General features: G+C 50.6%; 19 protein-coding genes. 5 read left to right on the top strand and 14 right to left on the bottom strand.

Annotation, left to right across the window (positions count from 1 at the left end):
• Window positions 1–206: 206 nt before the first annotated feature.
• From AC0YNS_RS23645 to AC0YNS_RS23610, 8 genes are all read right to left on the bottom strand, one after another.
• Window positions 207–590, bottom strand: a complete 384-nt coding sequence (locus AC0YNS_RS23645) for a hypothetical protein (protein ID WP_475783400.1) — start codon at window positions 588–590, stop codon at window positions 207–209.
• 156 nt (window positions 591–746) lie between these two features.
• Complete coding sequence (locus AC0YNS_RS23640; RefSeq protein WP_475783399.1) at window positions 747–1,409, bottom strand: response regulator transcription factor; 663 nt, start codon at window positions 1,407–1,409, stop codon at window positions 747–749.
• Window positions 1,406–2,626 carry a sensor histidine kinase gene (locus AC0YNS_RS23635; protein WP_475783398.1) on the bottom strand — a complete coding sequence of 407 codons (1,221 nt, stop codon included), beginning with the start codon at window positions 2,624–2,626 and terminating at the stop codon, window positions 1,406–1,408. The genes AC0YNS_RS23640 and AC0YNS_RS23635 overlap by 4 nt, the downstream gene beginning before the upstream one ends.
• A gap of 146 nt (window positions 2,627–2,772) precedes the next feature.
• Entirely contained in the window at window positions 2,773–3,948 is a 1,176-nt protein-coding gene (locus AC0YNS_RS23630) for an epoxide hydrolase family protein (RefSeq protein WP_475783397.1), read from the bottom strand.
• Between the two features lie 319 nt (window positions 3,949–4,267).
• Entirely contained in the window at window positions 4,268–5,470 is a 1,203-nt protein-coding gene (gene alr / locus AC0YNS_RS23625; RefSeq protein WP_475783396.1) for an alanine racemase, read from the bottom strand.
• A gap of 14 nt (window positions 5,471–5,484) precedes the next feature.
• On the bottom strand, window positions 5,485–6,561 hold the full coding sequence (locus AC0YNS_RS23620; protein WP_475783395.1) for a D-alanine--D-alanine ligase family protein: 1,077 nt from the start codon (window positions 6,559–6,561) through the stop codon (window positions 5,485–5,487).
• A 121-nt stretch (window positions 6,562–6,682) separates the two neighbouring features.
• Window positions 6,683–7,735: an acyltransferase gene (locus AC0YNS_RS23615; RefSeq protein ID WP_475783394.1), complete on the bottom strand. Its 1,053-nt coding sequence runs from the start codon at window positions 7,733–7,735 to the stop codon at window positions 6,683–6,685.
• Complete coding sequence (locus AC0YNS_RS23610; protein WP_475783393.1) at window positions 7,728–8,585, bottom strand: D-alanyl-D-alanine carboxypeptidase family protein; 858 nt, start codon at window positions 8,583–8,585, stop codon at window positions 7,728–7,730. Before AC0YNS_RS23610 ends, AC0YNS_RS23615 begins: the two co-directional genes overlap by 8 nt.
• 203 nt (window positions 8,586–8,788) lie before the next feature.
• On the opposite strand from AC0YNS_RS23610, the gene AC0YNS_RS23605 reads away from it, so the two are divergent.
• Window positions 8,789–9,493 carry a response regulator transcription factor gene (locus AC0YNS_RS23605; RefSeq protein WP_475783392.1) on the top strand — a complete coding sequence of 235 codons (705 nt, stop codon included), beginning with the start codon at window positions 8,789–8,791 and terminating at the stop codon, window positions 9,491–9,493.
• Complete coding sequence (locus AC0YNS_RS23600; protein ID WP_475783391.1) at window positions 9,483–10,577, top strand: sensor histidine kinase; 1,095 nt, start codon at window positions 9,483–9,485, stop codon at window positions 10,575–10,577. The genes AC0YNS_RS23605 and AC0YNS_RS23600 overlap by 11 nt, the downstream gene beginning before the upstream one ends.
• A 278-nt stretch (window positions 10,578–10,855) precedes the next feature.
• On the opposite strand, the gene AC0YNS_RS23595 is transcribed toward AC0YNS_RS23600, so the two are convergent.
• Together AC0YNS_RS23595 and AC0YNS_RS23590 are read right to left on the bottom strand one after the other, a co-directional pair.
• Window positions 10,856–11,404, bottom strand: coding sequence for a pyridoxamine 5'-phosphate oxidase family protein (locus tag AC0YNS_RS23595; RefSeq protein WP_475783390.1), 549 nt, complete (start codon window positions 11,402–11,404; stop codon window positions 10,856–10,858).
• Window positions 11,405–11,425: 21 nt separating this feature from the next.
• Complete coding sequence (locus tag AC0YNS_RS23590) at window positions 11,426–11,587, bottom strand: hypothetical protein (RefSeq protein ID WP_475783389.1); 162 nt, start codon at window positions 11,585–11,587, stop codon at window positions 11,426–11,428.
• 207 nt (window positions 11,588–11,794) lie between these two features.
• Between AC0YNS_RS23590 and AC0YNS_RS23585 the strand changes: the two genes are divergently transcribed.
• Window positions 11,795–12,367, top strand: coding sequence for a CGNR zinc finger domain-containing protein (locus AC0YNS_RS23585; protein WP_475783388.1), 573 nt, complete (start codon window positions 11,795–11,797; stop codon window positions 12,365–12,367).
• A gap of 89 nt (window positions 12,368–12,456) precedes the next feature.
• Here the strand turns inward: AC0YNS_RS23585 and AC0YNS_RS23580 are convergent, their stop codons facing one another.
• The 3 genes from AC0YNS_RS23580 to AC0YNS_RS23570 form a co-directional block, all read right to left on the bottom strand.
• A complete protein-coding gene (locus AC0YNS_RS23580) occupies window positions 12,457–14,115 on the bottom strand; it encodes an extracellular solute-binding protein (protein ID WP_475783387.1) in 1,659 nt (552 codons plus the stop codon).
• A 138-nt stretch (window positions 14,116–14,253) separates the two neighbouring features.
• Window positions 14,254–15,144 carry a carbohydrate ABC transporter permease gene (locus tag AC0YNS_RS23575; protein WP_475783386.1) on the bottom strand — a complete coding sequence of 297 codons (891 nt, stop codon included), beginning with the start codon at window positions 15,142–15,144 and terminating at the stop codon, window positions 14,254–14,256.
• A gap of 28 nt (window positions 15,145–15,172) precedes the next feature.
• Entirely contained in the window at window positions 15,173–16,045 is an 873-nt protein-coding gene (locus tag AC0YNS_RS23570) for an ABC transporter permease (RefSeq protein WP_475783633.1), read from the bottom strand.
• Between the two features lie 299 nt (window positions 16,046–16,344).
• Between AC0YNS_RS23570 and AC0YNS_RS23565 the strand changes: the two genes are divergently transcribed.
• Together AC0YNS_RS23565 and AC0YNS_RS23560 are read left to right on the top strand one after the other, a co-directional pair.
• A complete protein-coding gene (locus tag AC0YNS_RS23565; RefSeq protein ID WP_475783385.1) occupies window positions 16,345–17,919 on the top strand; it encodes a response regulator in 1,575 nt (524 codons plus the stop codon).
• A 15-nt stretch (window positions 17,920–17,934) separates the two neighbouring features.
• Window positions 17,935–19,734, top strand: coding sequence for a cache domain-containing sensor histidine kinase (locus tag AC0YNS_RS23560; RefSeq protein ID WP_475783384.1), 1,800 nt, complete (start codon window positions 17,935–17,937; stop codon window positions 19,732–19,734).
• A gap of 216 nt (window positions 19,735–19,950) precedes the next feature.
• Here AC0YNS_RS23560 and AC0YNS_RS23555 read toward each other — a convergent pair whose 3' ends face one another.
• Entirely contained in the window at window positions 19,951–22,884 is a 2,934-nt protein-coding gene (locus tag AC0YNS_RS23555; protein WP_475783383.1) for a carbohydrate-binding protein, read from the bottom strand.
• Between the last annotated feature and the right edge of the window lie 75 nt (window positions 22,885–22,959).

Below are 22,959 nucleotides of genomic sequence, written 5' to 3'. Positions count from 1 at the left end.
TTATTTCATAAATAGATCCGCCGACAAGAGCAACGAGAAGAGTCCAAGTGATAATTTTTCTGTACATATTCAACATCCTCCTCATAAAGTAACTATCTATATTAGTTTTGCTGGTTACAATATATCATGGGCACACACGAAAAGCAAGTAACTATCCATATCAAATAATATGGTTAATGTTGGATAACGAGAAATGCAGCCCCCGCTTAGTGGGACTGCATACTAATACTCCAATTATGGGATTGCTCCATTCTTCGCCCGCAATCAAAGAACTCATGACAAACCATCAAATGTTCCGTCAAACTAAGGGAATCGTTATCGCTGCTGAGCGCATCCAGCTTATTGACCAACGCAACGACCTCATCAAACATGGTGGCTCGGCCTATATATGTAACGGAAAGCTCAACTAAGAAATATCCATTGCCGTTTCCTTCGGTCTTATTCAAGATCAAAGTGGCATCCGGTGTTGAATCGTCTTCGTCTTCATACGAATAAATATGGATTTTCCACGTCTTCGAGCTGCCCGAGCCATCGTGGAGATAACCTTTTTCACACTTGTCCTTGCCTAGTTCAAACCAACCTTTTTTCATTACGTCCCTTCCTCTCTGCTAACATCCAGGTATTATATCAAGAAAGGGGATTAAGCAATGCTGTGAAAAGTCATGAAATGCAACTGACAAGAGCCCTCCCATAGGAACGGCGCATGAACAATTCCATGCTTACCTGCCAAAAGTCATGCCCCTTCCTTATAAAAGATGACGTACTGCATAGATCGCTGCCTGTGTCCGATCGCGCAGTCCCAGCTTCGCGATCAAATTGGATACATGATTCTTCACGGTACCTTCCGAAAGATGCAGCAACCCGGCAATTTCCCGGTTATTCATACCTTTCCCCAATAATGCGATCACCTCTTTCTCTCTCTCGGTCAACTGACTCAGCTCATGAGGCTCCGATTTACTTAGCGGATGCGCCGGATCAGGGCTCATATCCGACACTTTCTTTAATTCCTTGAGCAGCATAGCCGTGATATCGTGTTGAAGCACCGTTCCGCCGTTATATACCGATTGGATCGCACAGATGATTGCCTCCGACGGCATGTCCTTCAATAAGTAACCATGAACGCCTTTCTCCAGAACCTGCAAAATGAGTTCCGCGTCATCGAACGTCGTCAGAATCAACACCTTCGTCTCCGGAAAGTGCTTGAGAATCAGTTCCGATCCTTCCACGCCATCCATGCCCGGCATACGAATATCCATCAACACAACGTCGGGCTGCTTTTCCACCACTTGGGCAAAAGCATCCCTGCCATCCTCGGCTGTCCCGATCACTTCCATTCCCGGCTCCAGACCAATGATGGTCGCAAGCCCCTCTCTCATCAGGCGCTGGTCGTCGACAATGAGGATTTTCAACTTCGTTGCTCCGTTTCTGTTTTGGAATAAGGAAACGTTACTTCTACAGCAAAGTCCGTGCCCGGATCCATCCTAAAATGGACTTCTCCGTTCCATTCCATCACTCGTTCTTGCAGGTTCATTAACCCAAACCCCGGCTTGAGTTCAACAGGCCGCTCTCCGTTATTACGTATCGTCAATGAAAATCCAGTTTCGGCATAGGTTAACACAATGACGGCATTCGTCGCGTGGCCATGCTTCTGAGCGTTGGTAAGGGATTCTTGAATGATGCGATAAACAGTTAACTGAAGATTTCCCGGAAGTGGCGCAACCGGCGTCCCCTTAACCTCCAGGACCGTGTGAACCTTGGCGAATTTAGTAAACTCTTCCGCTAAGCTGGTTAGCTTTTCATTGAAGGAAGTCAAGCTATGAGACTCATCTCTGATCACCCTTACGGATAGACGTACCTCTTGTAAAGCAGATCGGATTAACCCCTCGCATTCCAGGTAGGCTTGCTCACTGCGTACGGCATCAAGCTTGCTGAGCTTATGAGCCACTTGAATTTGAACCAGCAATGCCGTCAGCTTATGGCCGACCGTATCATGGATTTCCCGAGTAATTCTTACTCTCTCCCTGGCGGCCGCCCATTCCTCGGTTTGGAGGGCATATTCCTTCAACTGCTCGTGGGACTGCTTCAGTTGATCATACAGCTGCATCGTATCTGCGCTTGCTCTTTTATAGAAATGAATCATAAAGCTCACAATACACGCAAACACAATAAACGAAGAGGATATGAAATAACCCGATACATTCAGATGCTGATACAACGTCCAATCAATGGTGCACATTGCAGCCAAGTAGAGAAACAGCAGCAGCACGCCGGATGCGATGAGCAGCCGCGTATTCTTCACGAACATGAATATGGCTAGTGCCGTAATGCCATTAAACAGATGGTTGGGGATTTTGCCCCCGATGTAGATATAGCCGTATGAAGCAGACACCAAGAAATCGATGACCAAAAGGTATAATAGCCAATGCTTTTTCAAACTGGAATAGAAGAAATTGACGAATAAAAAAACCAGTACAGAAAATACGATGAAGCTTAGCTTCCAAACGACCGTAATGGAGTTCTCGAAATAAAACATCCCGGTCAGGACGAGATCGTAAACGAGCTTTAGCCCGAAGAGCCATCTTAACGAAACAGATTTCATCCACAAGCGGTTTGTTACTTTCAGCATCGTCTGTAACTCCCTATCCCGCACTCCTTGTCTTAACCGAACCTTGAAATTAGTCTTAACCATAACGTGATGTCCTATTTATACAGGGTTAAAATAAAAAGGAGCTGCCTTGCGGCAAGCTCCTTTACTTCCATATATAGCTTCGTTTATCGCAACGACCGCAGTCCTGCGCGGATTTCTTCCGTCATGTATTCCGGCTGCTCCCAAGCAGCGAAGTGCCCGCCCTTAGGAAGTCTGTTGTAATGAATCAGATTCGGGTAAGCCTTCTCTGTCCAGCTCTTCGGCGCTTCGAATAGCTCGTCCGGAAAGACGCTAACGGCAACCGGAAGTTTGACGCCTTGTACGGCGAAGAAGGACGTCTTGTTCTCCCAGTAAATACGAGCCGCGGAAATCGCGGAGTTCGTCAGCCAGAAGAGCGTGATGTTGTCGAGAACATCGTCGCGCGTTAACCCTTCTTGGATACCGGCAAACGTTCTTGTGATGAGGGCAAGGCTCTTCCAGTCGTGATCCAGCATGAACGCTGCCAAACCGATAGGCGAATCCACCAGACCGGTCAGTGTCTGCGGACGCGTTCCCATGATGAAGGCATAATAGAACTTATTCTCGCGAACTTGCTCGCATGCTTTCTTCTCTTCATCGGACAGACCTTCCGGCAGCGGGTTGCCGGACCAGATCGCCGCATCAACATCAGCCGGAATTACCTTAGCCATATTGGTGTGAATGCCGAGCAAGCCCTTAGGCTCTTGAACGCCCATAGCATCAACAACAATTGCACCCCAGTCGCCTCCCTGTGCAACATATTTCTCGTAGCCAAGACGCGTCATCAATTCACCATAAGCGCGCGCGATGCGTTCCGGATCCCAGCCGGTTGCTGCCGGCTTACCTGAGAACCCGTATCCGGGCATCGATGGAATCACGACATGGAAAGCATCCGATGCGCTTGCGCCATGCTCCGTAGGATTGATCAGCGGTTCGATCAGCTTCATCTGCTCGATGATCGAGCCCGGCCATCCATGCGCAATGAGAATCGGCATTGCGTTCTCATGCTTCGAGCGAACGTGGATGAAGTGAATATCCAGACCGTCGATTTCCGTAAGGAAATGAGGAACGGCGTTGATTTTCGCCTCGATTTTGCGCCAGTCGTATTCGTTTGCCCAATAACGAGCAAGCTCTTGCATCGTTTCAAGCTGCGTGCCTTGCGATTGATCGGAGACCGTTTCTTTCTCCGGCCATCTTGTTGCGTTGATGCGATTGCGCAATTCAGTTAGTTCCGCTTCCGGAATGTTCACGTGAAACGGACGAATGCTTTGTGGAATAGTCATTTGATAATCTCCTTTTGATTTGAGTTTGTGGGTGGCCGAGCAAACTAGCGCAGTGACTTGATGTAAATTTGCTTGTGATAACTACGCGCAGCCCAGCTTCGCAGGCCTGAATCTCAGGAGAGTAAAGTTCTTGAGGGAACGAAATATCAACTGCATTAAATTGTCGTCAAGCGTTAGAGCGAATCTTCATAGCAAAACATTCACACTCGGTTTACACGATTACCACACCACGATGTAACCACTTAAATAAACTTAATTGGTTACGTGGAGTACTATATCATGTGCCGAGAGCGAATGCAAGTAACTATCTATAATATTTTTATAGGTTACATATTTGATGTTCAGCATGACCGATGACCATGTGCTCATTCCATAGTCCGAGCGTCATGTTGTCCACTAATGTCCGCGTTTCTTCGTATTCGGTATACGTTCTTGTGACGCGCGAAGACAGTGACGTGGATATCTCCTGCTGCGCGCAGCCAAGCGGTTCCGCCAGCTCTGCGATGGTAATGCGCTCCGCTCCTTGCCGTCCGATCAACGTCACCAGTGTACCTTCCGGGCAAGGCCGCGGAAGCTTGATCATCAGCTGGTCCATGCAGATCTTGCCGACGATCTTGGCACGCCGGCCTTCAACGAGCACATCCGAGCCTTGCATCCGCTGATTCCAGCCATCCGCATATCCGATCGGCACCGTTCCGATCCATTCGTCTTCCTCGGCTTGGTACGAATTGTCGTAGCCGAGATATTCGCCTTTGGCCAGCTGCTTCACTTGAATCAGGCGGCTATGCAGGCTTAGTGCCGGCTCCAGCTTCACGGAGCGCACAAGCTTCTCCGGATAGAAGCCGTACATGGCCGCCCCGATCCGCACCATATCCATCGCCAGCTGCGGAAACCGCAATGCCGCGGCGCTGCCAGCACAATGATAATGCCGGATCGCCAAGCCTGACGAGCGGCCCCATTCCTTCATCTCTATAAAGCGCGCGACTTGCTGCTCCAGAAAGTCGGTGTCCGCTTGCCCTGCCGTTGCAAAATGCGTATAGAAGCCGTCCATCTCGACATCTTCCGCGCGCAGCCACGGAACGAGCTCGTCCCATTCTTGTTGCGTTCGAATTCCGATCCGCCCAAGGCCCGTGTCCATTTTCACATGAATACGAAGCTTTGCCGAAGCGGCGTACGGGATCAGCTTCCGCAGCTCCGCAAACCATTTGGCACTGGTTACGGTTAACGTTAAATCATGCTCGAGCGCCATTTGCACCAACTCAGGTTTAATAGGAGTCAATATGAGCAGCGGCAATTTAATACCGCTGGCACGCAAATGAAGGGCTTCCTCAAGGTATGCGACGGCCAGATAATCCACCCCTGCCGATTCCGCCGCCGCGGCTGACTCAAGGTCGCCATGTCCGTAGCCGTTCGCCTTCACGACGGCCATCAGCTTGACGGAGGGATGTAAGGTACGGCGAATGGTCTGCATATTCTCGCGAATGCGGCTCAAACTAATTTCAGCCCATGTGTCTCTTAGCATCCCTTCCACCTCGCTTATTTCGAATATCGAATCGTTTGTTTGTTCTCATGACGGTCAATCGCGTGGTCGATCAATTTCTCGACCAGCTGCGCATACGTCGTTCCGTCGGTACGTTCCCACATCACCGGATACATGCTGAAATTCGTGAATCCGGGCAAAGCATTAATCTCGTTCAGGAACAAATCGCCTTCTCTGTCCAGGAAGAAGTCGACACGAGCAAGACCCTCGCAGCCGTGAGCTTGATAGGCTCGGATCGCCAGCTCGCGGATTCGCTCGGTCAAGCCGTTCGGCAGCTCAGCGGGAATGGACATTCGGAGCTGCTTATCGAAGTACTTGGATTCGTAATCGAAGAACCTATGGTCATGGATGAATTCCCCTGGCAGCGATGCAAGCGGCCTTTCATTGCCGATGACCGCCACTTGAATTTCTCTGCCGGCCACCTCGCGTTCGAACACGAGCTTCTTATCATAAGAGAACGCCTCCCGAATGCCGGCCAGCAGCTCTTGACGGTTTAAGCATCTGCTGATGCCGATACTTGATCCGAGAGAAGCCGGCTTCACATAGCAGGGATAACCAATGCTCTCCTCGACGCCGGAGAGGATCGCCTTCTCATCACTTCTCCACTCCTCGAAGCGGCATACGACATATTCGGTTTGGTGAATGTCGGCTTGGGCCAATACTTGCTTCGACATCGCCTTGTCCAGCGTAAGGGCAGCCGACAGTACGCCGTTCCCCACGTAGGGAATGTTCAGCAGCTCCATCAAACCTTGCACCGTGCCGTCCTCCCCGTTCGGGCCATGCAGAAGCGGCATGACGACTTTAGGTCCGGGAAGTGCCAGCACGCCCGTCAATATTTCGCCGATTGAACGGGCTGTGTCTGTAGACGAGGGCCGCGCGATCAACTGCTCAACCGTTAAACCTTCCTTGGAAAGATGTCCGGGCGAGCACCATAAGCCATCGCGCGTAATGTAAATCGGATACACCTCAAAGCGGCTTTCATCTATGGAAAGAAGTACGGTAACTGCCGTTTTCAATGACACGTCATGCTCGACGGATTTACCGCCGTATAGTAGGTACAGCTTTGTTTTCATGTGTAATGCCTCCTAAGTTTCTTGTCCGTTGCTCTATCTCTAAGATAACGCCCCGGGCCAGGGAGGTTTATAACATGCCATAAAGGATTCCTTAAATATTTCTTATTTGTAGTCAAGCCCATTAGGATTGCTCCAGCACAAAGCGTCTTGGCCTGTCCTTCCGTTTCCGCTGGTACTCCACTGCCCATACCGCAGCGGCGGACATCCCGACCGACACCAGGCACACAGCGGCAAAATGGAGCAAACTGTTCGAAATAAACAGCCGTTCCAGATGCGCTGCCTCGGCCCCGCCGCGAACGAGCACGATCGCAATAGGATGCAGAATGTAGACCCATACTCGCCACTCTCGGAATGTTTTGCTCGACTGTACCTTCCACTGCATCGCCCAATGGAACAAGAAATACGTCGCGGGCAGCGCAAATATATACATGCTGTCATGCCTCGGAATATCATATGCGCGCAGCACCGAGCCTTCGAGAACCATCATGGCGAGCGAACAGGCAAACAAGGTCGCATTGGCCATCGACGATCTGGCCGGAGCCGGATGCTTGGCAGCCCAAGCGCCGAGCGCCAAGAAGATCGGGGCATAGAAGAACCCGTTACGCGTGTAATCGAACACGGTGAACATGCCCGCGTACACTTGAGTGATTCCACTGCCGCTTGGCAGGATTCCATAATAGCTATCCCCCAGCAGTCCCACGATGTACAAGCCGCCCGCGACAGCCAGCATAGCGTTCATGGACTTCATCCGATAGATCACGTAAGTAATCAACAAACCCAGCATTAAGGCCGGCAAATACCACAGGTGATAGAACGTGCCATCAAACACAATGTCCTTGATCAGCGAATAAACGGTGAAGGAATCCGAAAAATAACCCTTATACACATTCAGCGGAATGTACAGCACGATCGCGATCAGATATAACTTCCCGGTTCTTCGCATGTAACCGTACAGCGTTTTACGGTCCTTCGCCGGATCCCCGGTTAGTTTGCGATAAAATAAATATCCGGCTGTCATGAAAAAGACCGGAACGGCGATGCGCGTAAGCAAATTGCTTAGAACAAAATCAGCCGTGGCGCTGTAGGAGAGAAACGGACCTGTATGATTAGCCACGACCATTAGAGCGACGATAAATTTAAGCCAATCGAGTCCGCCGAAATTTGGTTTAGACATAAGCTTGGCTTCCTTTATCCCGGAATGCCGTCACAATAAATCCATCGCTGTTATTTCCCGAAACCGTGTAACGCTCGCAAGGTATGAGGGGAATGCTCGTCGTCGGCCCCTCTCTTTCCTCCGGTACATAATAAATCTCAATGTAAGTACGCTCATCCTCGAATACAAGATGGCCCTCATCATAGGGGTAGCTTCGGAGCTGATCGATGTATTCCTCCAGGCACCAATCGTTGCGATCCATGATGGCAGCGTGGGGATAACCGACATAACGGAAATGCCACGGCTCGCAAGAAATATGCGTAATGGTTTCCTTGCCTTCCTTATAGCGTTGGATAAACCCATACCGGGCAGCAAGCTGCTTGAAGGTCAAATAAACGTCGCTGTCCGGGAAAGACGGTGCAATGAAATCCACGTCTTTGTCGTCCTTGTTCCGCTTGCCGACGTCGATAGCCAGTCCCGTCTGATGCTCGCTCTGATTGGGCCATGCCACATAACAGGCCGTGTATTCCGCGCCATTCTCGACTAGCGAGGATTGATAAATCTGCTCCTGTTCCATTCGGGTCCGATATCCGCTGACCGCGATAATATCGTTTATCCCTTCACAAGCCTCAATTAAATCAGCCAAATGGTGCAAGCAGGTCCGATCCAGCAGCATATCCTCGCTAAGCGTATGGATGGCCGGGAACGAACGCAGCGGCAGCAAACGGTCTGTAGAAACTTCCTCCCGGATTGGGTGCTCACGGTTAATTAAGACCAGATGCCCCTGGTGGATCTCATCATTAGCGGCTCGTACGGCATTGATTTTCGTATAACCGTCTATATGTTGTTCGGCTTGTTGTAGTCGTTCCATCTCGCACGAACCTCCTCGTTATCGTTAAATGGTCTTGCCACTCTACGATAACGTCCCGAGCCGGAGAGGTTCATAAAACGCCTTAAAAGAAACCTTAAGTTTTTCTTATTTGTGGATTCATGCGGTAGGTTGCGGAGACGATATCTGATAAGCTAATGCTACAAACACGGTAGTTAACTTCATTCAAACGGAGAGATTCTTCTATGAAATCGATTCAAATTCTGATCGCAGACGATGACCCGGAAATCGCCAAGCTGATCAAAATCTTCCTGACTAACGAAGGCTACCAGGTGCTGACGGCAAGCAACGGTCGCGAAGCACTCGACTTGATCGCCAAGGAATCGGTCCAATTGCTCGTCCTCGATGTCATGATGCCGGAGATGGATGGGCTGGAGGTCGTTCGTACGGTTCGAGCGGAGTACGATAATATTCCGATACTGATGCTGAGTGCCAAAGCTGAGGATATGGACAAGATCATGGGGCTGACTACGGGGGCTGACGATTATATGGTCAAGCCATTCAACGCCCTTGAGCTGCTGGCCAGAGTAAAGTCGCTGCTGCGCAGGTCCATGCATTTGAATACGCAAACACAACCGATACAGGAGCAAGATGAAATTCTCATCCAATCGGTGAAAATCAGCAAGAAGCTGCATGCCGTGACCGTGGAGGATCGGAATGTGAGTTTGACGTCGACGGAGTTCGATATCTTGTATTTGCTGGCGAGTCATCCCAGGCAGGTGTTCAGTGCGGAGGCGATATTCGAAGCGGTGTGGAAGGACAAGTTCATGGAGTCCAACAACACGGTTATGGTTCATATAAGCAAGCTTCGCGATAAATTGGAGAGCGAGCTGGGCGGCTTTAAGCTCATCCAGACCGTCTGGGGAGTGGGGTACAAAATTGATCCGTAAAAATCCGTGGGAGAGCCTTCGTTTCAAAATGTTGTATTTGTTCGCCTTAAGCGCGCTTGCGTCCAGCCTGACGGTCGTTTTTCTAAGCTTGATCGCCATCGCCGCCTACCAAACCAATATCCCTTTCATCGCCAATCTCGTGGACTTGGTGAGATCTCAGCTCGGCATTCCGATCTCATTTACTTTAGCCGGCCTATTGTTTACGATTATCTATTTCTTCGTCTTCAGCCGCTCCACCATTCACTATCTGATGGAAATCTCGCAAGGCATCGAACGGATCGCCGGCGGGAATTTCGATTTCCGCCTTCCGATTCGCAGAGAGGACGAGCTCGGCGCATTGGCCGACAATATCAATCGAATGACGGCACAGCTGAAGCTGTCCATCGAGGAAGAACGGCGCGCCGAGCGAACGAAGGCCGAGCTGGTCACGAACGTTTCCCACGATCTACGCACGCCGCTGACGTCCATCGTCGGGTATTTAGGTCTGATTAATGATGATCGTTATCAGGATGAAGTGGAGCTGCGGCAATACGTCCAAATCGCACATCATAAATCGATGCACCTGAAGTCGATGATCGATGATCTGTTCGAATTTACGCGGACAAGCGGCGGGATGAAGCTTCGACCGTCACCGATCAATCTCGTTGAGCTGATGGGACAATTGGCAGGTCAATTTCGTTTGCAATTCGAACAGGCGGGGATGGAGTGCCAATTGATACTTCCCGACCATCCCCTTGTCATCCATGCGGACGGGGACAAGCTTGTTCGGGTATTCGAGAATTTAATCGTCAATGCCATCCAATACGGCAAGAGCGGCCGGCGTATCGAGATCACGACTTGGAGCGGCAACGGACAAGCTGTCGTCGAAATCGCAAACTATGGCGAGACTTTGCCGGCTTCCATCATTCCGCTGCTGTTCCAACGTTTCTTTCGCAGCGAACAATCCCGCTCGCGGAATACGGGCGGCTCGGGACTTGGCCTTGCCATCGCCAAAAACATCGTCGAGCTTCATCAGGGTACGATCTCCGCAGCCAGCGACGAGGGGAGAACCTCATTCGAGGTCAAGCTCCCCCTCTCGAAGTAACTCAAACGGGGCAGATATTTCTATCTGCCCCGCAAACGCTCGCGACACCCATCAAGAGCCGACCGAGCCATCTTCCAACCTGTAACGGTTGTGACAGTGGCTATTTGGCCGATAAAGCCCCGCTTTATTTTCTAACGGTTGCCAGCGAGCTTATGATGTCATTTTCCGATAGAAATCAGCCATTATACCATGAATAACGACGCTCACAACCGTTAAAATTTGAAAAGGGCTTCTTTTCATAAAATAGCCACGCTGACAACCGTTAACCCCCCGCTTCCTTATGCCCGGTCATGATGAACGGTTTTACCTTCATAGAACATACGCTCCAAAGGTGCTGCTTGTTCTTTGGCCGACAACGAGTCTGCAGGCAGCTTATAGATCGCGGTTTTACTGCCTAAGCTGGATACATACCGTTCCAGATGAACCCGCCCAAGCGGTCGATCGTAATAACCGGGCACATATTTATCCAGCATTAGCTGCATCGCCTCCATCGCCTCGTTCACATCCGGAACCGGAAGCAGCGCTCCTTCGATAATGACACTCATATAGGCCGTATCTGTATCGGCCGGTACCGGGTTCGTGATCGTCCCATAACTCTCGCTGACAGTGAAACAGGCTCGCGGGTTCTGTGTGATATAATCGATCTTCCTGCCTTCTTCTGCCCCGTGAAAATAAATGGCGTTGTTTAACCAAACATAATTGAGCGGAATGACATAGGGAATATCGCCTGAGGATAAGCCTAGATATCCAGTCTGAGCCTGCTGGAGAAAAGCCTGAATTTGGTCTGTATCCGTACAGCTGCGGTTCTGATTGCGCATGGGGTACATGTTGAATCACTCACTCTCGTTCTAATTTCTCTCCACTATAACAAGTGAATAAACAGTCGGCATTGTCCCGCCTGACATTGCACTCTGAGATACAACCTTCCATCCTTCTTGAAGAAGTTGATTCAACTCGCTTAAGTTATTCTTTTTATCGGTAAAATAATAAACGACGATCGCCTTCTGCATGATACACCTCCGGAACTCACTTTATATCACACCTATTACTCCATAACAATGCCTATTCGTAACATAGCCGTTATTTATACTTTACATGGTTTAGAATAACTATGAATATCGGATCCAAATATAGGTGATGAACATTTAGTAACTAGCTAAGTGCAAACTTGAGTGTTACAATAAAGAAAAATTCACATGAAGAGGGGGTATACGCGAATGTTTCAATTATGGGAGGACTTTCTGAGGAGCGACTATCGTGACTGGAGAGGCAGCGATCATACCGAGGAACTGCTCGATAAGCCGGAATGGTTAGAGCAATGGCTGACGATTCACAACCTTCCTTATCCGGGAGCACCGACTGCCAAAGAAGTAAATGAGTTGAAGAAATTACGAGGGCATATCCTCCGTATCGTCCAGAAGCTGACGGCGCGCGAAGCCGTGGACCCCGTGAATCTCGAAGGGCTGAACCGTGCATTATCGAGCGGCCCCATGATTCTGCACATCACGGAATCGAACTCCCAATTTCGTTTGGAGAGTACTCCGTTGCACAAAGGCTGGCCCCGCATCGAAGCGGAGGTTGCCGCTTCCTTCGGCCACCTACTCACAGATTGCGAACCCTTCCGCTTGCGCATTTGCGATAATCCGGATTGCCGAGCGGTTTACTATGACGAAACTCGAAACCGGTCCAAACGGTTCTGCGATGAGAGAGCTTGCGGCAATCTGATGAAAGTCCGTCGGTTCCGCGCACGCCAAAAGGCCGCCGAAAACGGCAGCCCTTCGAATTCTTAACAGCATTTTAATTTGGATCACTGAGAGTACGATTATCGTACTCTCAGCTAGCCTGAGCGGGGGGTTACTCAGCCCCCGCACGAATCGGTTTACTTCCAAAGCTCTTGGCGCTTGTTGTAGTTATCCGTAATAATCGCTTCCACATTCTCGTCGCCGGCTGACTTCATCTCCGCAAGCATGCTGTCGAATCCGGTGTTTGCCTCTTGCTCGCTCTTCGCAATGATGATCTTCGTGATCGATTGCTTCATGATATCCTGAACCTTCTGGTAGCTGAGCGATTCCGGAGTACCGCCCCCTGGTCCGAGATTATCGTATGGAGAAGTATCCCATACCGTATCGGATAGATTCTTGAACGCCATCAGGTCGATTTCGCCGCGATTGTTGTCACCGATGTGATAAGGCGTGCCGTCGCTGCCCAGTCCGTTCTTGACGAACCACGTCCATTTCTGAAGACCGGTCTTCTTCTGTTCAGCAGCCCAGTCCTCCTTCAAGCCTTGAAGAACTTCCGGCTTCGGCGTATGTTTGCCGTCCTTCATATCCCAAGTTTGGCCTTCAATCCCCCACATGAGGAGATACTGTCCTTCTTCACTGGCAAGGAAGTTGATGAATTTCATCGTTTCTTCCGGATGCTTGTTGTTCTTGGAGATGGCAATCGCATCCCAGCCGAGTGGGCTGCGCGGACCGAACGTTGTCGCTCCCGGATCAACGCCCGGTGCAATTACTTTATAGGAGAATAGCTGTTTATCCGCGCCGCCGGATTTCAGCAAAGCGTTGTTCGCGTTACCCGGATCCCAATAGGCCGAAGCGGTTGCGAAGACATAACCGTTAGATAGCTTCTGTTCCCAGGTTTGCGATTTATTGACCGCCCATTCCGGATCGATCAGCTCTTCGCGGTACAATTTGTTCATGTAGAGTATCATTTCACGGTATTTCGGGTCCTTGACGTCAAACTTCAGGCTTCCCCCGTCTTCGTAGTAAGCTTTCATCCCCCACATGCCTTTGAATGTGCCAAGGACTGCGCCCATATTCTCCGCATTCAAAGTAAGCGGTATCGAAGCTTTGCCGTCAATGTTCGGATATTTCGCTTTAAAATCCTTCAGCAGCTGCTCGAATTCATCCGTCGTGAACGGCTGGCCGCCTTCCGCTTTGTCCGGCGCGAGCTCCTTCAATAGATCCTTGCGCATCTGAATGCCGAATACCGGACTGTTATCCATGCCATACCAATTGGACAAATAGTAGTTTTTGCCGTCCGTATAACGCGTCTTTTGCAAGACTTCGCCGTATTGGGATTTGACGTCAGCTCCGAAGTTCTCGATCAGATCATCCAATGGAATGATGGCGCCTGCTGCAATATATTTGTTCACGATATCGCTGCCGCGGTCCATGAGGATAATATCCGGCAAGTCGCCGCTGGCAAGCATCAGATTCAGCTTCTCAGACGGATTGCCGCTCGGCTGTTGAATTTCGACAGAGACGCCTGTGCGTTTGGTAACCTCTTGCGCTACAGGGTTCGTGAAGGCATCGCCCGTATTTTTATCGAAGAAGGTAAGCGTAATCGGCTCCGAAGGTTTACTGTTCGTTTCCGCCGCCGCATTGTTCGCATCCGTGGAATTAGTAGAATCAGCAGTAGCCGCGGTATCATTGGACTCGTTCGTTGCGGTGTTGTTATCTTTACTGCTGCAGCCGATAAGCAGCGTCGTAAAGACCATGATTGTGAGCATGACTGTCAATATACGTTTCTTGTTCATAGCGTGTTGCTCCCCCCAAATACATGATAGTTGATTCATGAGCGTTTCCATAGACATTCCGTGGTAAAACGATAATTTACTGCCCGTGCGTCATAATAGCCGCCTTCCACTCACACTCCTTTCATAACTTGAGAGAAATCAGCTTTTGACTGCGCCAAGCGTCATGCCCTTAACGAAATATCGCTGCAGGAACGGATAAACCAGCACAATCGGAAGTGTTGCGACCATAGTCGCTGCCATACGGATCGTATCCGACGATACCGCCAGCCTCTTCGAGGAATCTGCCAGCTGCTGGGCTTCGGACACCATGCTGCCTGTCTGGTACTGATTAAGTATCTTAACTAGCACTGCTTGAAGGGTTTTCAAGCTGGGCTTATAGGTGAACACATACGAATCGAACCAAGCGTTCCAATGACCGATAGCCGTAAACAGGGCGATCGTCGCTAGCACCGGCGTCGTCAAAGGAAGAATGATACGGATGAACACTTGCAAATCGTTAGCGCCGTCAATCTTAGCCGACTCCGTCAGCTCCTGCGGAAGCTGTTCGATATACGTCCGCACAAGAATCATATAGAACACATTCATCAGCCCCGGGAAGATAAACACCCAGAACGAGTCGATCAAGTGTACATTCTTGAGCACCATATAGTACGGAATCAATCCGCCGCCGAAATACATCGTGAAGATGAAATACAACGTTATCGGCCTTCTAAGCACCAAATCACGATTGCTCAGCGGATAGGACAGCAAGCTGATGACCAGAATCGTAAGCGGCGTCCCGATCAACGTTCGTGCTACCGTTACCCACACGGCGTGAATGATTTGACCATCGGTTAAAATCTCTTTATAGCTCGTAAATGAAAGCTCCCTCGGCCAGAAGTAGATGCCTCCCTTGATGGTATCCGACGCACTGTTGACCGATAGAACCAGCACATTCCAGAACGGGTAGAACGTTGCGAATACGACTGCCAGTAGAAAGGCGTATACCGCGCCGGAGTAAAGCATGTCTCCCATTTCCCTGCTTTTCATGCTCTCTTTTCCTCCCTAAACCCCTATGTTAGAACAGCGATTGATCATTGACTTTCTTCGCCAGCCTATTCACCAGCAGCACTAATATAAAAGCGACCACCGACTTGAATAATCCTACTGCCGCGCCATAGGAGAACATCCCATTTTGCAAACCGTACCTATACGTATAAGTGTCGATAACATCGGAATACTTCAAGACCAGGTTGTTCTGCAGCAAGTACTGCTGGTCGAACCCGGCATTCAGAATGCCGCCAACCGCCAGAATGAGCAGGATGACGATTGTCGGGCGAAGCGCGGGCAACGTCACGTACAGCATCTGCTTCATACGGGATGCGCCGTCCACCTTGGCCGCCTCGAACAGCTCGGGATTAATGGAAGCAATGGCCGCAAGGTACATGATGGCGTTGAAGCCCATGTCTTTCCACATATTAGAGGAAGCGATGATCCACCAGAAATAATGCCCGTTCTGGAAGAATCCGACCGGTTTATCGGTGAGGTGCAGCAGCATCAGCACTTTATTCACAAGCCCCTGCGACGACAACAGCGTGACAATGATGTTCGCTGCAATAACCCAGGAGATGAAGTGCGGTAAGTACGAAATCGTCTGCACGATCCGTTTGAACGCCCCGCTGCTGATTTCATTGATCGCGATGGCAAGAATGATCGGTGCCGGGAATCCGAACAGCAAGCTTAATGAGCTTTGGGCCAGCGTGTTGCGCATAATCAGCCAGAAGTCGCCGTTGTCGAAGAAGTATTGGAACCACCGCAGTCCGACAAACTCGCTGTGAAAGAAAGATCCGAAGAAAGATCCGCCTGGCTGGTAATTAATGAACGCCATATAGAGTCCGAACATCGGGGTATATGAAAACAGCAGCGTACAAATAAACGCGGGCATGATCATAAGCCATAAATACTTCTGCTGACGGAAACGCTTCCACTTTCCGTTAGTCTTTCCGAGCAGCGGCGCACGCTGCAACGGTTGTTCGATATGCGCTTTCAATTAAGCTCTCCCCCTGCCTTATCGTCTGGAATATCCTCATTATAGGGGAGCTTTCCGCAGCCATTCCATGCAAACATCCGCCAATTCATACGCCAAAACACCGGATTTCATATTGTGCCATTGTTGAAATACCGTAGGCCGACTACAATAAAACAAGTAATGATCACCCCGCTCTTACATAGGAAGGACGTGGCTCACCTATGCATTCGATACTGCTCGTAGATGATGAGAAGATAGAATTGGAAACGCTTACTAGTTATGTGCCTTGGGAAGCGATGGGGATACGGGTTATTGGGACCGCCCGCAACGGCCGAGAAGCACTGGAGTTAACCCAGCAGCTTAATCCCGATATCATTCTGACCGATGTTCGCATGCCCATCATGGATGGACTCGAGTTTGTAAAACGCGCGAAGCAGGTTCGCAAGCGGGTCAAGATCGTATTTCTCAGCGGTCACGATGAGTTTCAATATATTAAAGCCGCACTCGCCGTCGAGGCATCCGGCTATCTGCTCAAGCCCATCGACATGGAAGAGCTGCGGCATCTCATGGAGAAGGTCAAACAGAAATGCGAGGAAGCCAAACTAACGGAGCGCTCGGAAGAGATGGCCAAAGAGAAGCTGCTGCGCATGCTCCTCATGGAGGAAACGCCGGATCGGCGCGCCGAATTGGTGCAAAGGCTGCTGCAGCTGGACTCCATTGCCACGCCTCCATTGCGCGGTCCCTTCAAAGTCGCTTACTTGGTGATTGACCGCCCGAGCCGCAACGACGGGGCTGCCGTGGATTCGAGCATGCCGGACCCGCTTGAGCGTAGTATTGGCGAAGCGGTGCATAACCGTTTAATGGCGCTCGGTTATATTGGTGAGCTGATCGATTGGGAGTACCGCACATTCGCCGGGGTGTTCCCGGACTCTCTGTTTGACGGGGAACGGGAGAACTGGCAGCAATTACAGAAGCTGATCGAGGCGGATTTCCCCGTGTCGCTTACAATCGGACTATCCCGAACAAGCGATCGTTTGGAGGATGCCTATCACCTCTTCAAGGAGGCGCGCAGCGCTGCGGAGCAGGCTTTCTATTTCGGCAACGGGGCATTGTTAGCTGCGGAAGACGTCCAAATGCCGTCTACGGAAGAGGTCGAGGTCGAAGAGCACCGAGCCGCACTTTGCCGGACCATCGTGCATCAGCGCTCGGAGGAAACGGAGCAGGAGGTTGCCCTGTTCATCCATAAGCTGCGAGAGAAACATGTACACCCTCATCTTGCCCGTTCCGCGGCTGTTCGTCTCATCACGGCTGTGGAGCAGCATTTCAGCGGCGCGATTAATGAGCTTCAGGTCGGCCCGTTCAGCAGCGAATGGGAGATTATGAGCCATTGCCAAACGCTGGACGAGATCGGGGAGCATGTCCTGCATGTCTGCCACAGCTTAATCATGGCCCTGTCGGAGAAGGACAAAGACCGCCATCAGCATATCGCCCGGCATATTCAAGATATTATTGAACGTTCCTATCACAAGCCGCTAACTGTCGAGGATATCGCGAAGGAAGTCTACTTATCGCCGAATTATATCCGCACCATCTATAAAGAGAAGACCGGACGCACCATTCTTGAGGTGATTACGGGGACACGAATGGAACGAGCAACCGCGCTGCTCGCCGATAAGTCGCTCAAAATCCATGAAATCGCCGGCTTGGTCGGCTATGAGAACGTCTCTTATTTCTGTTCTATTTTTCATAAGACAACGGGCATGACTCCCAACCACTATCGCAAACAAATTTACTGATTCGGAGGGACGCTCGTGCCCGGCCTCATTCATCGCCTGCTGATAAGACCTTTTCTCAACATGCACTTGCGCAACAAGCTGTTCGTCGTCTTCGGGCTCGTATCCGTTATTCCCCTGATTTTCTTTGCCATCTATTCCTACGAAACGATGAAGAGCGAATTGACCAGACAGATGTATTCCAACATGCTCTCCACGACCGATCAGATTGGCTCCAACCTGAAGATGAAGCTCGATTCCTATTCCAAAGTCTCCTCCTCCTTGTATCTGGACAGCCGTCTTCGCGACTTCCTGACCATGGATTATTCCAACAATAACCAATACGTCGATGCTTATGAATATATCAACAGCTCGTTCCGAAATCTGCTCGTCACCAACACGGATCTGAGCAGTGTGACCGTCTACACGACCAATCTGACTTTGCCCACCGATCAGGTGTTTATTAAACGCGCCGATAATGACCTCATGCGTTACCCCTGGTTCAGCTTGGCGAGTAAGTCTTACGGCAGCGTTACGTTCACCGTTATGCCGGCCACCAATCCGTCCAGCGATCAAGTGACACAAGGCATCGAGGAGCGCAAACCGTCCCGCATCGTGCTCGCTCGTCTGCTGGACAACAACAGCCTGAACTATCCCTACGGAATCCTGACCATGGATATTCCTGAAGTCGACATTTACGCCCTGATGGCAAAAGAAAACAATAACAAAGAGCTATTCATCGTTTCTGAGGATGGAGCCATCATTTCCGGCAAGGACAAAAGCAAGATTAACCACAATCTAAAGGAGTTTGTGCGGGGCGATTGGGGGAACAGCAAGGCAGGCAGCTTTATTGGGATGTATAAGGGCGAGCGTGTTTTTGTCGTTTATAACTCCATTGATAACGGCTGGAAAACCGTCTCTATCGTGTCCTATAACAGCCTGCTAATGAATGTGAAGATTGCGTTCTCTCGGTTGTTCACGATTGCCATCGCAAGCTTAATCCTATCCATTATCCTCATTTACATAACGGCCAGGTGGTTCACGATTCGAATCGAGAAGCTGCTGCAGCTCACACGCCGAATTGAGTCGGAAGACTTTGATGTCCAAGCCGTATCGACATGGCATGATGAGGTCGGGCTGTTATCCTTCGCCATGACGAAGATGGCCAGGCGCATGAAGGAACTGATTAATGAGGTGTACAAGAAGGAGATTGCGAAGAAAGAAGCGGAAATGAGCATGCTGCAGGCGCAAATTAATCCGCATTTCCTCTACAACACGCTGGCCTCCATCTCCTCGCTTGCGATGCGCAGCGATGACAATCGCATTCAGGACATGGTTACCCATCTGGCGAAGTTCTATCGGATCTCGCTGAACAAAGGAAAAACCATTGTCGGCTTCGCTGAGGAGCTGCGGCTGACGAAGTCCTACATTGCCATCCAGCAGCTGCGCTTCGAAGGACTCCTTCATGTGCACTATGACATTGAAGAAGCCGCACTGCCTTATCCGGTGATCAAGCTGATGCTGCAGCCTTTTATCGAGAATGCCATCAATCACGGGATATGGGACGACGAGGCCGGCATCAACGTGATCATAAAAGCTTGCATCCATGAGGACACGCTCGTGCTCCATGTCATCGACGACGGCATGGGCATGCGGCCGGAGAAGCTCCAACGGATACTCGGTGATGAGGAAGGTGACGGAGCTTCCGGCTACGGCATACGCAACGTGGACCGCCGCATTAAGCTGACGTTCGGAGACAGCTATGGCGTCCATATCTATAGCCGGCTGGGCATCGGCACTGCAGTTCAAATTCTGATTCCGTTAAGAGGAGCTTTATAAAAAGGCATTAAGAAAACCATGACTCTGATCCCGCCGAGGGCTGAGAGCCGCAAAAAGCGACTCTCAGCGGCAAAAACGCCGCAAAAAGAAACTGAGAGTCGCGAAACCCGACTCTCAGTATCATCAAACCCAAGACCCTCCCGTGCGAGAATAGAGCAAATTTGGAGCTTCAACGATCGTGAGAGCGGCATATCCGCTATCGTTCACCAATTCCGTTTAGTTCTTAGGCGTCAGTCGGAATAGCTTCGATTCCATCGGCTCAAGCGTCACTTGCAGGGAGCCTTGAACGTCGCCGGTAACTGCGCCCGTCCAGAGATCCTTCAGCTTATAAGCCGCACCGCTGTCCAAACCGGCCCTTGCTAAATCTACGGTTCTCTCGACAGGCGTGCTGCCGTAGTTAAAGAGCGCGATGTAATAATCGCCTTTATCTTTCAGCACGAAGGCATCCGCAGCTTTAGCACCGGTATTCCCCTCGATCGGGCGGAATGCTTTTCCGATTTGAGCGACTTCCAGCACGGCCTTATTCGTCAGCAGGGCCGTCATGTATTCCTGCGCTTTTGCATCGTGAACGTTATCCGAATCCATAAACACCGTACCCGAAATAACAGCGGAGTTGACTCTGCTTCTAGCCTCGATTAACGACCCCGCTCTGGACAATGCCATATGATCGGGATCCGTGTAATGATAGATCGTTCCGTTCTGCCACCAGCCATACGTCAATGCGTTCAGTTGGAACTCCGTATCGGAGATGCTGCCGAACGTGTCGGTAGCGATCCGTCTGCTATGCGCGTATTGGCTTGGGAACAGCGGCGCAATGGAGGCGCTGATAAACATTTTATCCGCGATGAGGCTATCTACATAAGCCATACCTTGGTTATAGGCTTGCGTTCCGGTTTGGACCGCAGGATCGTAGTGGTTGCCTTCCAAGGCACCATGGGTGAGGAAATCCAGCTTGATATATTCGAAGCCCAGATTCTTAAAGCGGTTAAGGAAATACGCGATCCGCTCCTTAGCCCCCGGGTGAGACGGATCTATCGCATAAGCGCCGTCCAATTTAGGCAGCGGGTTGCCTGATTCATCACGCAGGATGATATCTCCGTATTTATAACTGGATCCCTCCACCTGCTGCTCCATATTGTCGCCCCAATAGACGAACGGTCCCCAGTAGATGCCGGCTTTCTGCCCGTTCTTGCGGACCTTGGCCACAACGTCCGCTAACTGCGCTTCCGTTAGATTATCCCAGTACGAATCCAAATTGATATAGGTAACCTTCTTATTATTGAAGCCTTCCTTCTGCAGATGCTGCTTCACGTAATCGGACGTATCCAGCACATCCTGATAGGTCAGATTGCTGCCAAAAGCACCCCAGCTGTTCCAGCCGACAGGCACGCCTTCGGGAACTTTTTTGCCGAATGCAAGCGGCGGAGCAATCACTGCGTTTGCCTTGCCGTACTCTTCCATGCCTTTCCGATAATCGCCATAAAAGCCGACGAATGCCGTAGGCGATGACAGTACGGTTCCCTTAATGCTACCGTGAGCAACCGAATCATGCGTTTTCGCGGTCGACACGCCGCCGAATACTTCCAACTGATTCAAGCGATTGTTTTCGCCGGTGAAGCGAATTCCCGTTTTCCAAGTATCGTGCGTCACCGAACCTACAATAAGACCGCTCCTGCTGGCATTATCATAGATCGCGGACACTTCATAACTTGTATCTGCTGAATTGATCGGCACAGCTTGATGACGAATCCACATATCGTTGTCATAAGGAACGGATAATACCCGCCCGTCCGTATAGCTGCCGATATCGATGCCGCCGGTTGAATTCGTTACGAGCGGAGCCATATAGTTCGTTTGCAATTCTGCAGCGGATACCGCTTCTGTTCTGGTGAAGAAATAAGGCTTATCCTCATAGAAGCTGTACCATTGGTTCAAAGTCGGACTGCCTTCTTGGCTGTTGACGAATTTCACCTTTATGCCTTTGCCGAAGCCGTCTTTCACGGGGGTCACATCCGCCATGGAGAAGCTGTGGCTGTCGTAGCAGCTGCTCGCCTTTTCTGCGAATTTGCTGTATACCCCTTTGGCGATCGTCTTATCCTTCCAAGCATAATCCGCCATCCCGCTATCCGTGCGGTAAGTAACGGCATAGTCGCCATTTTGGATGACAACCGCGTCTGCATATTCAGAGAGTTTGATCGACCCGAACTTCTTCTTGGCTACCTGTTCGCCAAGCGCCGCTGCTTCTGTGGTTACCTGCTCACAAGGCTGCACTTGCCCGCCTTCTACAGGCGTTACGACGATTTTGTCCATATCCGGTGAATACCCGCCTCCATCCGAGAACAGAATGGTGTTGCTTCCGGCCGCCAGATTGACGCTGATGGTCTGTGAGCCTACGGTATTCCAATCCTTCGTGCTCTGGAAGAGAATATTTTGCGCCGGACCGCCGTTCGTGCTCACATCGGCAGCACGCGGATCTCCGGAAATATAAAATACGGTAACATTGTAGCTGCCCGCCGCCGGGACATTAACAGCATTAAATTGCAAGGATGCACCTTGATAGAGATTTCCTACCTTTTGCCCGCCGGAGCAAGCACCGCAATTCGATACTTGCGCATTCCCCGTCAAGGTGTTGCCGGAAGCTTCCGCCTCATAGCCTTGTGCGATCGGATAAACCTCGATTTTATCAAAATCAGGCGAGTACCCGCTGCCATCCGAAATGTCGATGTAGTTGCTGCCTTGCACAAGCGTCATCGGAATGGTTAACGTGCCTAACGTATTCCAGTCTGCCGTCTTGTCGAAGTCGATATGACGGGAGGTGCCGCCATTTGCGCTAATGTCCGCGCTTCTCGGATCTCCGGAGATGTAGGAGAATACAACGTTATACGAGCCGGCCTCCGGCACCTCAATATTGGTAAACCGCATGCTGCTTCCTTGGTACAAGCCCCCCACCTTCTTGCTGCCTGAGCAGACGCTGCAGTCGGCAATGGATGCATTCCCCGTCATCGTGTTCCCCGCTGCTTCCGCTTCGTAGCTGTAAACCACTTCGTTCGCGGAGCTTGCTGTGGCGTCTGCATTGGAGCGCGTAGACGTGCCGAAGGACAAACTGCATACAAGCATGAAGAGTGCTAAACAAGTTGTTAGCGTTTTCATAATGAACTCCTTCCAACCTTTTATTTGGATACATCTATCAATTTAATGCAGCGCGAATAGCGGTACAATCCCAAT

The organism is Paenibacillus sp. J22FR21, from assembly GCF_056269135.1.
The sequence above is the reverse complement of the archived record's forward strand: the minus strand, read 5'-3'. Positions and strand labels throughout refer to the sequence as shown.

What these genes read in the sequence shown, in the direction of transcription:
- AC0YNS_RS23610 (WP_475783393.1), bottom strand. Translation starts at nt 8,585, where the DNA reads ATGGAACGACTACAACAAGCCGAACAACATATAGACGGTTATACGAAA.
- AC0YNS_RS23635 (WP_475783398.1), bottom strand. Translation starts at nt 2,626, where the DNA reads ATGCTGAAAGTAACAAACCGCTTGTGGATGAAATCTGTTTCGTTAAGA.
- alr (WP_475783396.1), bottom strand. Translation starts at nt 5,470, where the DNA reads ATGCTAAGAGACACATGGGCTGAAATTAGTTTGAGCCGCATTCGCGAG.
- AC0YNS_RS23645 (WP_475783400.1), bottom strand. Translation starts at nt 590, where the DNA reads ATGAAAAAAGGTTGGTTTGAACTAGGCAAGGACAAGTGTGAAAAAGGT.
- AC0YNS_RS23555 (WP_475783383.1), bottom strand. Translation starts at nt 22,884, where the DNA reads ATGAAAACGCTAACAACTTGTTTAGCACTCTTCATGCTTGTATGCAGT.
- AC0YNS_RS23605 (WP_475783392.1), top strand. Translation starts at nt 8,789, where the DNA reads ATGAAATCGATTCAAATTCTGATCGCAGACGATGACCCGGAAATCGCC.
- AC0YNS_RS23575 (WP_475783386.1), bottom strand. Translation starts at nt 15,144, where the DNA reads ATGAAAAGCAGGGAAATGGGAGACATGCTTTACTCCGGCGCGGTATAC.
- AC0YNS_RS23595 (WP_475783390.1), bottom strand. Translation starts at nt 11,404, where the DNA reads ATGTACCCCATGCGCAATCAGAACCGCAGCTGTACGGATACAGACCAA.
- AC0YNS_RS23615 (WP_475783394.1), bottom strand. Translation starts at nt 7,735, where the DNA reads ATGTCTAAACCAAATTTCGGCGGACTCGATTGGCTTAAATTTATCGTC.
- AC0YNS_RS23590 (WP_475783389.1), bottom strand. Translation starts at nt 11,587, where the DNA reads ATGCAGAAGGCGATCGTCGTTTATTATTTTACCGATAAAAAGAATAAC.
- AC0YNS_RS23630 (WP_475783397.1), bottom strand. Translation starts at nt 3,948, where the DNA reads ATGACTATTCCACAAAGCATTCGTCCGTTTCACGTGAACATTCCGGAA.
- AC0YNS_RS23585 (WP_475783388.1), top strand. Translation starts at nt 11,795, where the DNA reads ATGTTTCAATTATGGGAGGACTTTCTGAGGAGCGACTATCGTGACTGG.
- AC0YNS_RS23570 (WP_475783633.1), bottom strand. Translation starts at nt 16,045, where the DNA reads ATGATCATGCCCGCGTTTATTTGTACGCTGCTGTTTTCATATACCCCG.
- AC0YNS_RS23565 (WP_475783385.1), top strand. Translation starts at nt 16,345, where the DNA reads ATGCATTCGATACTGCTCGTAGATGATGAGAAGATAGAATTGGAAACG.
- AC0YNS_RS23620 (WP_475783395.1), bottom strand. Translation starts at nt 6,561, where the DNA reads ATGAAAACAAAGCTGTACCTACTATACGGCGGTAAATCCGTCGAGCAT.
- AC0YNS_RS23580 (WP_475783387.1), bottom strand. Translation starts at nt 14,115, where the DNA reads ATGAACAAGAAACGTATATTGACAGTCATGCTCACAATCATGGTCTTT.